At 36.9% G+C, this 14,761-nt stretch carries 12 protein-coding genes, 2 pseudogenes and 1 riboswitch; of the genes and pseudogenes, 10 read left to right on the top strand and 4 right to left on the bottom strand.

What is annotated here, in order from left to right:
• The first annotated feature begins 2 nt into the window (after window positions 1-2).
• From GYV61_RS03170 to GYV61_RS03205, 9 genes and pseudogenes are all read left to right on the top strand, one after another.
• Window positions 3-830, top strand: a complete 828-nt coding sequence (locus tag GYV61_RS03170) for a two-component system regulatory protein YycI (RefSeq protein WP_046324125.1) — start codon at window positions 3-5, stop codon at window positions 828-830.
• 15 nt (window positions 831-845) lie between these two features.
• The gene (locus GYV61_RS03175; RefSeq protein ID WP_122025503.1) at window positions 846-1,643 is read left to right on the top strand and encodes an MBL fold metallo-hydrolase; all 798 of its coding nucleotides are present in this window, start codon (window positions 846-848) and stop codon (window positions 1,641-1,643) included.
• Between the two features lie 64 nt (window positions 1,644-1,707).
• Window positions 1,708-2,916, top strand: coding sequence for a S1C family serine protease (locus GYV61_RS03180; RefSeq protein ID WP_110445430.1), 1,209 nt, complete (start codon window positions 1,708-1,710; stop codon window positions 2,914-2,916).
• 491 nt (window positions 2,917-3,407) lie between these two features.
• On the top strand, window positions 3,408-3,887 hold the full coding sequence (gene rlmH, locus GYV61_RS03185) for a 23S rRNA (pseudouridine(1915)-N(3))-methyltransferase RlmH (protein ID WP_174794755.1): 480 nt from the start codon (window positions 3,408-3,410) through the stop codon (window positions 3,885-3,887).
• 89 nt (window positions 3,888-3,976) lie between these two features.
• Entirely contained in the window at window positions 3,977-4,957 is a 981-nt protein-coding gene (locus tag GYV61_RS03190) for a LacI family DNA-binding transcriptional regulator (RefSeq protein ID WP_174794756.1), read from the top strand.
• 114 nt (window positions 4,958-5,071) lie between these two features.
• Window positions 5,072-6,484, top strand: coding sequence for a family 43 glycosylhydrolase (locus GYV61_RS03195; RefSeq protein WP_174794757.1), 1,413 nt, complete (start codon window positions 5,072-5,074; stop codon window positions 6,482-6,484).
• A 19-nt stretch (window positions 6,485-6,503) separates the two neighbouring features.
• A pseudogene (locus GYV61_RS03200) lies at window positions 6,504-7,922 on the top strand (PTS transporter subunit EIIC); the annotation flags it as partial.
• Between the two features lie 57 nt (window positions 7,923-7,979).
• A pseudogene (locus GYV61_RS09840) lies at window positions 7,980-8,411 on the top strand (PTS sugar transporter subunit IIA); the annotation flags it as partial.
• A 34-nt stretch (window positions 8,412-8,445) separates the two neighbouring features.
• Window positions 8,446-9,861 carry a glycoside hydrolase family 32 protein gene (locus GYV61_RS03205; RefSeq protein WP_174794759.1) on the top strand — a complete coding sequence of 472 codons (1,416 nt, stop codon included), beginning with the start codon at window positions 8,446-8,448 and terminating at the stop codon, window positions 9,859-9,861.
• 41 nt (window positions 9,862-9,902) lie between these two features.
• Here the strand turns inward: GYV61_RS03205 and GYV61_RS03210 are convergent, their stop codons facing one another.
• Both GYV61_RS03210 and GYV61_RS03215 read right to left on the bottom strand, forming a co-directional pair.
• Entirely contained in the window at window positions 9,903-10,556 is a 654-nt protein-coding gene (locus GYV61_RS03210; protein WP_174794760.1) for an energy-coupling factor transporter transmembrane component T family protein, read from the bottom strand.
• Window positions 10,557-10,565: 9 nt separating this feature from the next.
• Window positions 10,566-11,996 carry an ATP-binding cassette domain-containing protein gene (locus GYV61_RS03215; RefSeq protein ID WP_174794761.1) on the bottom strand — a complete coding sequence of 477 codons (1,431 nt, stop codon included), beginning with the start codon at window positions 11,994-11,996 and terminating at the stop codon, window positions 10,566-10,568.
• Window positions 11,965-12,056, bottom strand: a riboswitch (TPP riboswitch). (Overlaps the previous gene by 32 nt.)
• Window positions 12,057-12,216: 160 nt before the next feature.
• Here GYV61_RS03215 and GYV61_RS03220 point away from each other — a divergent pair.
• On the top strand, window positions 12,217-13,155 hold the full coding sequence (locus GYV61_RS03220) for a helix-turn-helix transcriptional regulator (RefSeq protein WP_174794762.1): 939 nt from the start codon (window positions 12,217-12,219) through the stop codon (window positions 13,153-13,155).
• Between the two features lie 30 nt (window positions 13,156-13,185).
• On the opposite strand, the gene htpX is transcribed toward GYV61_RS03220, so the two are convergent.
• Window positions 13,186-14,082: a zinc metalloprotease HtpX gene (gene htpX, locus GYV61_RS03225; protein ID WP_174794763.1), complete on the bottom strand. Its 897-nt coding sequence runs from the start codon at window positions 14,080-14,082 to the stop codon at window positions 13,186-13,188.
• 16 nt (window positions 14,083-14,098) lie between these two features.
• Window positions 14,099-14,659, bottom strand: coding sequence for a LemA family protein (locus GYV61_RS03230; RefSeq protein ID WP_110445437.1), 561 nt, complete (start codon window positions 14,657-14,659; stop codon window positions 14,099-14,101).
• Between the last annotated feature and the right edge of the window lie 102 nt (window positions 14,660-14,761).

A 14,761-nucleotide genomic window follows, 5' to 3' on the forward strand; every position in this document is an offset into this window, starting at 1 on the left:
AGATGGACCGTAAAAGAATAGAATGGTTATTTTTCATTATTTTCTTGTTAATTGATATTTATTTAGGAATAGAAATTTGGCGTTCTCCTATTAGCTTAAGTGATACCTCCGGTTCCACTGCAACAAGTATCCGGGCCGAGATGCGTGCTGACGGCATTGATATTCCCCTCCATATTTCGCATAAGCAACAATCTGGTTATTACTTAGCTGTTAAGAATCGCGACTATCTTTCTCGTAAAAGCAGCAGTTTAACGCAAGTTACTACCCATTATTCTAAAAGCGATAATTCTTTAACTGGTACACCAAAATCCCTGATTTTGCTCAGTGGAAATCGTAAAAAGAATTTACAACAATTAGAGGATTTTAAAAATGATCCTAAAAATGTTCCTTACGGTAAAGAATTTAAATTCGAACCCAGTATGTCAGGCGATAATACCTATTGTTATGTCCAAAATACTGACTATGGCCGTATTTATGACAGTGATGCCCAGTTAACAATTAATGTGCGTGATAATCAAATTGTTAACTATACTATTTCTTATATGGGGCCTATTAATGCTGTACGTGAACCACAATTAATTATCAGTGCCTGGCATGCTGTCAAAGCAATGTATACTGATAGGGAAATTGTCAACAATTCACGTGTGATGCAGGTTAGCCTGGGTTATTCTAAATTAACCGATGTTCGCGGGAGTACTATTTTATTACCAACTTGGTTAATTCAGGTAGAAAATAAGACTACTAAGAATATCACTGTTAAAAGAGTTAATGCATTTACAGCACAAATCTTGCAGGGCAGCTCATATAATGTTAATGTACAAAAAAATTAGGAAGGAAAGAATGCGGTGCAGGTTTCCGTTTTGGCCAGCGGTTCGACTGGCAATACCAGCTTGATTGAAACTGGGCAGCATAAGATTTTGATGGATGCCGGCTTGTCAGGCAAAAAAATCAAGATGTTGCTAAGTGAAGTTGGCGTTGATATTAAAGATATTGACATGGTTTTTTTAAGCCATGACCATTCAGATCATAGTAAAGGATTGGGGGTTTTGATGCGACGTTACCCTCAAATTGCTGCTTTTGCCAATAGTGGTACCTGGGAATATTTAACTGAAACGCAAAAAATTGGGCAGATACCGGTTGAACAAATTAATGTTATTGAACCGGGGCAAACAAAAACATTTGGTGATTTGGATGTTACTGCATTTGCGACCAGTCACGATGCGGCTCAGCCACAATATTATGTTTTTACAAGCGGCGGTAAACGAATGGCCTTTTTAACAGATACAGGTTATGTTTCCCGTAAGGTAAAAAGTGTAATTGCAGACGCAGATGCCTATCTGATGGAGTTTAATTATGACGATATGATGCTGCGTAATGGCCCGTATTCCTGGGGTTTAAAACAGCGCATACTATCAGACGTTGGTCACTTATCAAACGATGATGCAGGGCAGGCTCTGCTGGATGTGGTAACAAGTAAAACAGAACATATATTTTTGGCACACAGGAGTCAGCATAATAATACGGCAAAGTTAGCCTACAATGCTGCTAAAAAAATAATGGTTGACGGAGATGCTAATTTGCCCAGTGATGTTAAAATTGTTTTGACCGACCCGGTCCAGCCGACTAATTTAGTACAAATTTAAGGAAATTTTTTACCTTTTTTCAAATTTTGTTAGTATAGTAAAAAAGATGTATAAAGGAGACTAAATGATGAATAATCAAAACTCTGGTCGTCAGCAACATGGCATTTTGAAGACTGCTATTGTTGGTGTTGTAGCCGGACTAATAGGTGGTGGGGCCTCATATGTGGCCTTAGATCAAATTAATAATGCTAATATGAATAATAATGCACAGACTAGTATTAGTTCCAGCAGTGCTAAAACCTCTAGAAACAGTGCTAAAACCAGCGGGACAATGACCCCAGCTTATAACGACGTTAAAGGTGCTGTGGTTTCAGTTATTAATATGAAAAGGCAGACAAACAGCAGCAATTCCCTTTTCGATTTTTTCGGCGATTACGATAATGATAATAAGGGCAAAGGAAAGCTGCAGACATACAGCGAAGGTTCAGGCGTAATTTACACTAAGTCCGGTAATAAGGGCTATATTGTTACCAACAACCACGTTGTTTCTGGTAGTGATAAAGTTCAGGTTATGCTGTCTAATGGTAAAACAGTTAATGCACGTATCATTGGTACGGATGCTACAACAGACTTAGCTGTACTTTCAATTGACAGCAGCTATGTCACTCAAACGGCTGAATTTGGCGATTCCAAGAGCTTACAGGCAGGACAAACAGTAATTGCGGTTGGCTCTCCTCTGGGCAGTGAATATGCTTCTACGGTTACGCAAGGGATCATTTCGGCTCCTGCACGTAGCATTACTACTTCATCTGCTAATCAGCAAACAGTTATTCAAACGGATGCAGCAATTAACCCTGGTAACTCGGGTGGTGCATTAGTTAATTCCGCGGGACAGGTTATTGGGATCAACTCAATGAAGCTTTCGCAATCAAGCGACGGTACATCAGTCGAAGGAATGGGTTTTGCTATTCCTTCCAATGAAGTAGTAACTATCGTTAATCAATTGGTTAAGAAAGGTAAGATTGTACGTCCACAATTGGGAGTTAAAGTAATTGCTTTACAAGGCATTCCTTCCAGTTACAGAAACCACCTTAACATCAAATCTAATCTTAAAAATGGTATTTATGTAGATTCAGTTACTAAGCACAGTGCGGCTGCGATAGCAGGAGTTAAAGCAGGCGATGTAATTATTAAAGTTGACAACAAAGCTGTTTCAGATGTCGCTTCGTTACACAGCATTTTGTATAATCACAAAGTCGGAGATAACGTCAATTTGACCGTTAATCGTAACGGAAAAGAAATCAATTTACGAGTAAAATTGCAGTCAGACTAAATCAAAAATATTCCAGAATTAAGTAAAAAAAAGGCTATACTATGCGGTTTTAAACATAAGTATAGCTTTTTTCTTAATATTGTTATTGGGAAACAAATTAAAGTTCGGAATTAAAAGCTGTCAAGTAAAACACAAAGATAAAAATCTTGTTGATAATTGTGGATAACTTTGTGGATTGTGCATAAAATGCGAAAAAGTAGTTGGGACAAATTGTGGAAAACCTGTGAATTGTGTGTAAATAATAGTGAAAATTAATTAGATCAAACAGTTGTTCAAGGCTTAACAGCAGTATTTGAGAGCAAAAAGTTTGTGAAAATCACCTATAATTAATCTCACTGTGGGTAAATTTAATTTGATAAATTTAAAAAAATAAGCAAAACACAATTTATTCGCTTACTAAAGGTAAAGACCACAAAATGTAGTTTTTAACTTTACACAGTTGTGGAAAAGGTAAGTGGAAACTTTGGGAATTGGGGGATAAAATAGCAGTTATGAATATTAAAATTGTTTGTGTGGGTAAGTTAAAAGAAAAGTATTTTAAGGATGCTATTGTTGAATATCAAAAAAGGCTGAGTAGGTTTGCCAAAGTTCAGGTAATAGAAGTGCCAGATGAAAAAGCTCCTGAAAAATTTAGTGCGGCAGAACAGGAAAATGTTAAAAAAATAGAAGGACAAAGGATCTTGAGCAAAATAAAAGATAAAGAATACGTTTTTGTGACCGCAATTAATGGCAAGCAGCGAACCAGTGAAGAATTTGCGCACGAAATCAAGGATCTTGCAACCTATGGACATTCTGATCTTACTTTTGTTATCGGTGGCAGTTTAGGTACCAGTTCAGAAGTGGATAAAAGATCGGACGATTTAATGAGCTTTGGTGAAATGACTTTGCCCCACCAGTTAATGCGGGTCGTTTTGATTGAACAAATTTATCGCGGCTTTATGATTAATAGTGGCAGTCCGTATCATAAGTAGATTTCTTTAACTTAATACCGTATTGTATAAAATCCGTGGCAGTAGGGCTTAAAACATTACAAGATTGAATCTAGGATGGAATTTTAAATATGAAAAAGATTGGAATACGTGAAGTGGCAGAAGAAGCCCATGTTTCTACGGCTACAGTTTCACGAGTTTTGAATAATCGCGGTTATATTAGTAAAGAAACTCGTGATAAAGTGCATGTAGCCATGAAGAAATTAGAGTATTATCCCAACGATCTAGCTCGTGCATTATATAAAAAAAGAACATATACAATTGGTGTAATTTTTCCTTCAAATGTTCACCCATTTCAAGCTGAACTAATCCAAGACATTGAATATCTCTTGGCCCAGCAGGGTTACAAGCTGCTGTTATGCAACAGCTTGAATAATCCTCAAAAAGAGATTGAATATTTAACAATGCTCCGCAAAAACCAGGTAGATGGCATAATTGTGGGGACACATAATAAACATGTGTCTGGTTATCAAAATTCCAAACTACCAATAGTTGCAATTGACCGTGATTTAGGTAGTAATACTACAACAGTTGCTTGTGATAATTATGCTGGCGGGAAAATGGCAGTGCAACTACTAATTAATCATGGCTGTAAGCAAATTCTCGATATTAGAGGAGATAGTACTGTCAAACTACCGGCTAACGATCGCTCGATTGCCTACATGGATTTACTAAAAAAATACAATTTACCGAAAAATATCTTAGAAGTTCCGTTTGTATGGGATGCTGCTAAAAAGAAAAAAACTATTGAGAATTATTTGCAAAGTCATCCTCAAATTGATGGTATCTTTGCGGGAGACGACCTTTTAGCTTCATTAGCTATTTTTTATTTGGAAATGCATCATAAGAGAGTACCAGAAGATGTAAAAGTTATTGGCTTTGACGGAGCAAAGCAAACTTTGCTATATAATCCCAGGTTAACAACAATCAGGCAGCCAATTGCTCAAATAGCTAAGGTAGCAACAGAAAAATTAATTAATAAAATTAATGGTAAAAAGGAAACAGATCGATTGGATCTTCCTGTTAGCTTATATTTAGGCCATACTGTGTAAAACTCGTCAGTCTAAGAGCTGACTTTTTTAATTTGCAATATGTAACCGGTTGACATATGTAACGGGTTGCAGTATATTACGATATATAAATGAAAGTGCTAACAAGGAGAAGCGATGAAATCAATGCCAACTAATAATCAAAAAATTTATTATCAGCCCAAAGATGTCTGGGTAGGAGACATTATGCCGTATGCTAAAGACGGTCAGTTTTATGTATATCACCAAAGAGATAAACGTATAAATGGCCCTATTACTGATCCTTTTGGGTGGTCACTAGCAACTACTAAAGACTTTGTGCACTACCAGGATTATGGAGAAGTATTAAAGCGTGGCAGCGATCAAGATTGGGATCAATTCATTTATGCGGGATCTATTTTTGAAGCTAAAGGTAGTATTCATGCTTTTTATACCGGATTTAATAAAGAATTTTTAAAAGAGAAGAAGACTTCACAGATTTTATTGCATGCTACTAGTAAAGATTTTGTTCACTGGACTAAGTCAAAAAATGCTTTAAAACTTGAACCTCAGCCAGGCTATGATAATCGTAATTGGCGAGATCCGTCAGTTATCTGGGATGAAAACAAAAAAGAATATCTGTTGATTTTGGGAGCGCGTAAAGGTCAAGATAAGCACAAACTAACTGGACGGCTCGTGAAATATACTTCAAAAGACCTCGAAAATTGGCAGTTTGAAGGCGATTTTTGGGCACCAAATTTATATACTATGTTTGAAATGCCACAGCTGTTTAAAATGGGTGATTGGTGGTATCTGGTTTATTCTGAATACAGTGTAAAAAATAAGGTTTTTTATAGGATGAGTAAAAGTCTTGCTGGTCCTTGGCTTAAACCTAAAGATGAAGCTTTTGACGGGCGCGCTTATTATGCTGCGCGTACGGCTTTTGACGGGAAGCGACGAGTACTTTTTGGCTGGGTTCCGACCAAAACAGATCTAAATGACATGAACAATTATGAGTGGGGCGGTACTTTTGTACCACAAGAAATTTATCAGCGTTCAGATAAAACCCTGGGCGTCCGCCCTATTGCAGAAATCTGTGCAGCTTTTGCAAATAAACAAGAAATTGCGCCACAAGAATTACAAACCACAGACACACTTCAAGAAAAGGAACTTATTAAAAACACGGGCGAGCATTTTTACTTTCATGCCAAAATCAATTTCAGCTCTAGTGTCAGTGATTTTTCTGTAAGGCTTTATCAAAATTCTGCAACAGATGAATCATATGAGTTTAGATTTAATTTGGATGAGAATTGCTTAACCTTGGATAAGAATCCTTGCTACAGGTGGTATCAAATGATGAACAAGGGGCTTAGCAGACCAATTAATTTACAGGCCGGTAAAGAATATGATCTTAAAATAATCGTGGATGATAATATCTTATCTATTTATTTAGATGGTACAGCCTTAAATGCCCGTGTTTATCACAAATTTGGTCACAGCTTAAGTATGACAGTGACTAATGGTGCCCTTCATGTTGAGCACATTGAATTTTCCAATGATTATCGCAAATGATAAAAGAGGATAAAAGTATATGACGGATTATAAAAAAATTGCACAAGAAGTCTTAAAAAACGTTGGCGGTGCTGATAACGTAGTTAGTGCCACTCATTGCGTTACAAGATTAAGATTAGTTTTAAAAGACATTAATAAAGCGGATCAGGATGCTCTCAATAATATTGAAGGAACTAAAGGAGTAATATACAACAGCGGTCAATTGCAAATAGTATTTGGGCCGGGAGCAGTTGAAGAAGCTTATGATGCTTTTGTCAAGGTATCAGGTACAAAGGAAGTTTCAGTAGATCAAATTAAAGATGAAGGAATGAAAAATAAGAATAAGTTTCAACAGGCTTTCAAGGTTTTTGGTGATATCTTTATTCCTATAATTCCAGCTTTCATTGGTGCTGCTATGATTTTAGGACTGAGATCACTGCTTGCCACTCCTGGTATGTTTGGTATGACTAAGTCCTTAGCACAGCAAAGTGTTTATGTAGGCGATTTTTGTAAGTTTTTGAATGTGATTGCTGCTACGTTCAAAATACTTCCTGTTTTAGTAATGTATACTGCAACAAAACGATTTGGTGGCAATCCAATTTTAGGAATATTGGTTGGCTTTGTCATGATTTCTCCTGATTTGGCTGACAGAAACGCTTTTGTGTTAGGTCAAGTGCACCCGGCATACTGGAACCTATTTGGTCTAAAAATTGCTGCAGTTGGTTTTCAGGGCGGTGTCTTTGCCGCTATTTTAACCGCTTGGTTCCAAGCAAAAGTAGAAAAGTTTGCTACCAAATACGTACCTCAAATTGTTTCGTATATTTTAGTACCGACAATTACATTACTGGCAGCTAATTTATCCCTATTCTTATTATTTGGACCACTCGGCTTGTGGATTGGTGATGTTTTAGGTGGGATTATTAACTTTCTCTATATGAAGATGAGTGCATTAGGCGCGTTTGTTTTTGCAGCTGGATTGCAGCCACTTGTTGTTACAGGCACCCAACATGCTATTCAGGGGATTGAAGCAAACTTAATTGTGCAAACAGGTTTCGACTATATTCAGCCTATCTGGTCAGTTTCAATTATTGCGCAAGGTGGCGGCTGCATTGGAATGTATCTGATTTTAAAGCAAAAGTCCAAAGATCGAGATATTGCCATTTCAAGTTTTATTCCTACTTTGGTTGGTATAACAGAACCAGCAATATTTGCAGTTAACCTTAAATATAGTATTGTACCTTTTGTGTGCTCATTCTTAGGAGCTGGTTTTGGCGGCATTTACATGAAATTGTTCAATGTTAAAGGTTTAGCCCAGGGGCTGACTGTACTTCCTGGTTTGACAGTTGCAAGACCAATTGAACCATATGTCATAGGTAATTTAATTGCATTTATTTTACCAATTATCTTTATTCTTACCTGGAATAAATTCAAGCCAATTTTACCGGAGAATAAGAGACGGGTTAATCATCGAGAAAGCAAAATAATTGTTCCTACTGATGATAATTCAGTCTTAGCACCAGTCGATGGTGAATATCTTCCACTTGAAAAAGTTAATGATGAAACATTTTCTAAAAAATTGGTCGGAGACGGTTTTGCTATTCAACCTACTACCGGTGATATTTTTTCACCCGTTAATGGTAAGGTAATTTCGGTATTTCCTACTAAACACGCAATTACTCTAGAAAGTGAAAATGACGTGCAAATATTATTGCATATGGGGATTGATACTGTAGATTTAGGCGGCCAAGGATTTACAGTTTTAGTAAAAGACGGTCAAGAAGTAGCTGCCGGTGATCCTCTTGCAAAAATGGATTTAAAAGCTATTCAAGCAGCTGGTAAACAAACTACTGTTATGGTATTATTCCCAGAATATAAAAAAGGCTTTACAACTGAAAATAAAGAGACAGAAGTCAATCACGGCAATTTGATTTTGCAATTAAACAAGTAGTGAACGAAAATTTATTGAAAACAAGGAAGAAAAAATGCAAACTCCGGCTAAAATTACTAACAAGCGGTATCGGCTAAATTATCACATAACAACACCTTCTGGATGGATGAATGATCCTAATGGCTTTTCATATTACCAAGGATATTATCATATTTTTTACCAGTACTATCCTTATTCAGCTAAAAGGGGCCCTATGCACTGGGGCCATTATCGCAGTCAAGATTTGGTTCACTGGGAAGAATTGCCAATTGCACTGACCCCGGATAGTCCTGAGGATAAAAATGGCTGTTATTCTGGCAGTGCAATTGAAAAGGATGGTCGCTTGTATCTGATTTATACAGGTAATCATTACTACGATGTCAATGATCATAGTCGCTTTTATCAAACACAAAATGTTGCTTTTAGTGACGATGGCATTCATTTTACAAAATATAGTGGTAATCCTGCGATTGCATTGCCACCGACGGATAACTCACAGCACTTTCGTGACCCTAAAGTATGGCAAGATGGAAATGAATATTATATTGTTGTGGGTGGTCAGGATAAGAAAGGATTAGGCCGTGCAATTACTTATAAGTCGACTGATTTATTGCATTGGGATTATTTAGGCCCGATAGCCGTTTCTCAAGGAGCCGATATTGAAGGCTATACCTGGGAATGCCCTGATCTTTTTTCATTGGGCAGAGAGGACGTTTTGTTATGTTCACCTCAAGGAATCGTGGCAAAGGGTAAAGAATATCTTAACTGCTATCAAACGGGATATTTTATCGGTAAAATGGATTATCGCAACAATCAATTTAAACATGGTGCATTTCAAGAACTTGACCATGGACATGACTTTTACGCTGCCCAAACCATGTTAACTCCTGATGATAGGCGCATTGTTTTTGGCTGGCTCGATATGTGGCACGCAGACTTTCCCGAGCAGGCTGATGGCTGGTGTGGGGCGTTAACTTTGCCGCGAGAATTAACTTTAAAGAACAATCAGCTGTATATGACGCCCATAAATGAGTTAAAACAACTACGGCAAGAAAAAGTAGTTGACGAAAAACAAACGAGTTCTTCAATGCAAGTTAATGTTTCTGATCCGCAGCACTTGGAGTTGCTTTTAACTGCTAAAACTGAAAATTGGTCAGGTAATGAGATTAGCTTCATTTTTAAAAATGAACAGGAAAATCTGGTTACATTATCTTGGAATAAGGAAAATAATGAAGTAATTTTGATCAGAGCGGATAAATCGACAACCGACGCACAACGTTATGGCAAACTGAGACCAAACTCAAAATTAAAAATACAAGTTTTTATTGATACAAGTTCAATTGAGTTTTTCTTAAATGACGGGGAGCTGGTATTTTCAGAACGCTATTACACAACCAAAAAGCCGGCAATTTTTATCACTGCAGACGCGCCGGTTAATATTAGTTTTGCTGGTTATTCTTTAGCTGAATAAATTAAGGGATAGAAAAAAAGTGGACAAGCATGTCCACTTTTTTATTTTAACGTCAATAATGCTAGATTTACTAAAACCAAAATTGCAATTGACTGCAGCCAGTCACTTTTTTTAACAGGAACAGCTGCAATGACAGAACGCTTGGCATTTTCGCGGTAACCATGGGATGCCATACCTTGAGCTAAATTTTCTGCAGAATTCAGAGCAACTAAGATAGCTTTAAAATAAAGAACCGGTGACCAAAAACTCAAATATACTCCCCGCATCATGCCAGCAGTACGAATTTGCTTAACGGCCTCTTTCATTCGGGGAACGATATTAAGAGCAGCTAAAACTCCATAAGCAAACTTGCTGGGCAAATGAAAATTTTGTTCAAAAGAGCGGGCAAATTCTGTAGCAGTAGTGTCTATTGAAACGCAGTAGATAGTCAAAGTATAAACGTAAATTCGACTAGATAAGCTTAGTGCGTTCTGTAAGTTGGGTTGTGGCGAGAACCAGTATAAAGTCGCAAAAACTGTAAAAGCGGCAATTAAAGGCATTAGTAGAGTTAAAAGCAAATTGCTTAATTTAATGTGTTTGCAAATTAAATAGACCAATGCAAAGAATATGATTAAGAGGTTTGTTAGTAAACTTGATTTCAGTGATATTTCTACAGAAATAATCAGAGCCAAGATAAATTTAAAACTAGGATTCATGATAGTACCTCACTTGTTCGTGTAAGCTAGATGCTGGTTTTTAAAAATGAGGTGATAGTCACACCAATCAGCTAAATTCTTTAACTCATGGCTGATAATTAAAAGCGTTTGCTTCCGTGCTTTCTGACTTTCTCTTAATAAAGACATCACTTTGACGGCAGAGTCAGCATCCAGGCCGCTAAGTGGTTCGTCAATTAACAATACATCCTGATCTGAAATCAACATTAACAAGATTTGCAGTTTCTTTTGTTGTCCACCGGATAATGAATATACGACATGATCAAGTAGTGAATCAAGTTCAAGAGTGGATAAAGCAGCAGCTATTTTGCCATCAGTAAAATAAGAATTGGTCCGCTTTTTTTTGCTGAGGTTAATTTCATCTGCAACAGAGACATTGATAAACTGGTCAGTTGCATTTTGAAATATTTGGCCTACATGAAGCAAATACTTACGAGTAGGTAATTTATTAATTTCACGGTTGTGGTAGGTGATGCTGCCTGAATAAGGGATCATTTTAGTCAGAGCATTAAAAAGCGAAGTTTTGCCCACACCGTTGGCTCCTGTAATCAGAGTGGTTTTACCAGAGACAATCTTTAACTGTTCCTGCTTTAAGAGTACACGATTTTGCCTAATCTGAACGTCTTGCAGAGTAAAGCACGACCGGTCATTTTCCTTTGGTAAGACAAAAGTATAGGAATTAGAATCCGTATTTTTTCGCAACAATTTTTCCTGTTCTGCTTGAGAAAGCTGCACCAGGCGTTTACCCTGAAATTGAAAAAGATTGTCGCAGATTCCTTCATAACCAGCTAGCACATGGTCACTTAAGATGATTGTTTTTCCTTGATCGCGCAGATGTGCTAGTTTAGCGATTAAGAACTTGCGGGCAGCGGGATCACAGCTGGCGAAGGGCTCATCAAGTAAAAACAAGTCAACATTCATCGCTATAAGAACAGCCAATGCCACTCTTTGTTGTTCACCACCAGATAATGTGTTGATTTTTTGATCAAGTAAATAATCAATTTGGGTAAACTGAACGGCTTCATTTAACTGTTTTAGATACTGGGCCTTATTAAGGCAGAGGTTTTCCAGTGCAAAAATAATTTCTTCTCGAGGAGTTGCCATAGTAAATTGCTCACTGGCATTTTGAAACATCATAGCAGCCTTTAAGCCGCCCAGAGTAACAGTGCCGCTTAGTTGTCCAGCAAATTCAGGATATAACTTTGCTATTATTTTCAATAAGGTAGATTTACCACAGCCAGTTGGTCCAACTAACAATGAAAACTGCTTTGTAGGAATATTTAAGTTAATGTCTGTTAAAATTTCGTTTTGTTTATCATATGAAAATGTTAGGTTATTTAATTTAATCAATTTAGTTACCAAAAAAATCGTCAGGATAATAGCCTGACGATGTAAAATCTTTCGTTTTCCCTTCGCTGGCATTATCCATAGCAGGTTCTGCGGGTTTAATCTCAGCCTTTACAGGCACCCCGATGTTAAATTTTATTATACAGAAAAGAAAATTAGTTGTCTAGATGCACAAGGAGTTTCCGTTATCCATGTAGCAATGATAAAGGTAAAATAACAAAATTATATTAGTAAGATGAAAATTTGCTATATAATAAAACTATATAACCCCAAAATTGTATAAGAGGTGAAAGAAATGGCAGCAGTTAAATTGGAACAATATTTAGCCAGTATCATAGATGCGGCTAGGTCTGATACTAATGAAGTGAAAATAAAACCAGGTAACAGCAACTTTGATTTGTTTATAGCCTTTTTAGAAAATCGTAATACGGGAATTCATCGCTACCAAACAACAGGGTTGACTATTCTGTATGAGGCAAAAGGTTCAACTAAAGTGAGAATCAATAGTCAGGATTTTATGCTCAATGATGGTAATATCATCTTTTTACAGAAAAAGAGCAATTATGAAATATTAAAACCTGGTAGTAAAGATATTTTAGTTAAGCTTGAATTTGATCCTAATATAGATGTCCAGAACTTTTTCGACAATCTAACTGTAATGAATAATTATGAGAAAAAATTGCTTAAAAAAATCAATACTACTTTTGAGCAAAAAAGATTATTAGGGTTAAACGGAACGCTAATGTCAGAGTCTGCCCATCTACTTAAAAAGATAATTAATGAATATCTTAATTATGACTTGTTTACCCGCAACGCTATCATGGCAGAACTTACCTTGCTTTTCGTTTCTGCTGTCAGAAAGCAAAATTTAACTTCCACTCCAGCAACAAGTCATCAGTTTGCACAGACGGATCTGGAAAAATATATTGATGCCCATTTTACTAACATTACGCTTAATGATGCAGCCAAGCATTTTGGCTTTAATCCTAATTATTTTTCAAGTTTGGTTAAACAAAAAACAGGCAAAAGTTTTGTGGAACATGTCGATGAAAGGCGCATGCTGGAAGCACGAAGTTTACTTGCCCGCCCGGATATTTCCGTCAAAGAGATAATTACCCGTGTTGGTTATAGCGGCAAGTCCTTCTTTTATAAGAAGTTCAGTGAATATTATCATGAAACGCCAGTGCAAATGCGTGCAGAACTATTCAGGCAGGCAAATATTAATTTGAAATAAAAAACAACCTTGAACAAGAAGGTTGTTTTTTTACATTTTTTCTAAACGTTTAATTCTGTCCGCTGTTGGCGGATGACTGTCAAACAAATGGGTAAAACTGAGTTTTTTACGCATAGGATCTTCAATATACATTCCGGCACTGCTGGGATCAGCTTTTTTCATTGGTGCAGAGCCGTCAATTTTTTCAAGCGCTGAAATTAGGCCTTGAGGATTGCGCGTTAACTCTACTGAAGAAGCATCGGCAAGGTATTCACGGTTACGTGACAATGCCATTTGCGCTAAACTGGCACAAATAGGCCCCAAAATTAAGACAAACGCTACAGCTATTACCTTAAAAATGACAACGATAGTGCCACCACTATCATGATCACTATCACGATCATCATCAATCCACCAGATATAGCGGCTGGCAATCCCAGAAAGATAAGAAATGACTCCTACTAGCACTGCCGCGATAGTAGAAACTAAAATATCGTAGTTTCTGATATGAGAAATTTCATGACCCAAAACTCCTTCCAGTTCCTCCCGGTTCATCATATCGAGTAAACCTTGAGTAACTGCAACTGCTGAATGGTTCGGATCCCTTCCTGTCGCAAATGCATTAGGGCTGGCGTCATCAATAATAAATACTCGCGGCATGGGCACACGACCAACTAGTGCCATATCTTGCACAACGTGCCATAACTCTGGATTATCTTGTTCATGAACTTCTTGGGCATGATTGAGGCTCATAACCATGTTTGCCGGATTGGGCAAGACAATTAGCATGTAAATTATACTAAAAATCACTGCAATAACTAAACCTAAAATTGGCCTGTTGCTAAAAAGGTAACCCAGTCCCGCACCTACAAGTGCCAAGATAATAACAAACAATCCCATAATACCCACAGTTTTGCGCTTATTGCGGGCAATTTGTTGAAATAACATAAAACTGGCCTAGTATTTAAAACTTAACTTTAGGTACTTCTTTTTCAGATTCACTAGTTTGCAAGTAGTCAACTTTCTTAAAACCATGAATGTGAGCAACAATATTGGAAGGGAAGGTTAAAAGTTTTTGATCATATAGAGCAGCAGATGAATTATAAAGCTGTCTTGAATAGGCAATTTTATTTTCAGTATTAGTCAATTCTTCTTGCAATTTCAAGAAGTTTTGATTGGCTTTAAGGTCAGGATAATTTTCTGATAAGGCAAAGATGGACTTAAGCGCATCAGAAATTTGGTTAGAAACTTTTAAGGTTTGTGCATGGTCATCGCTGGGAATGTTAGTTAACTGATTACGCAGCTGCACAACGTTTTCCAGTGTTTCTTTTTCGTGTTTGGCATATCCTTTGGTAGTTTCGACTAAATTAGGAATCAAGTCATTACGCCGCTTTAATTGGACGTCAATTTGGCTCCAGGACTCATCGGTGTAAACCTTGGCTTTTTGTAAGCCATTGTATACCGCAATATAGATTGCAATTAATAAAATAATAATAATTACAATTATCCAAGTTAAACTGTTCATAGTCTTCCTCCTTATATATGTCTCTTAATTATAACTGATTAAGAGACTTTTGAGTATAAAAAAGGAGCTTATACTACCTTTCATTAGCAAAGCTTTACTAAA

The sequence above is a fragment of the Lactobacillus melliventris genome (assembly GCF_013346935.1).
Lineage (GTDB): Bacteria > Bacillota > Bacilli > Lactobacillales > Lactobacillaceae > Lactobacillus.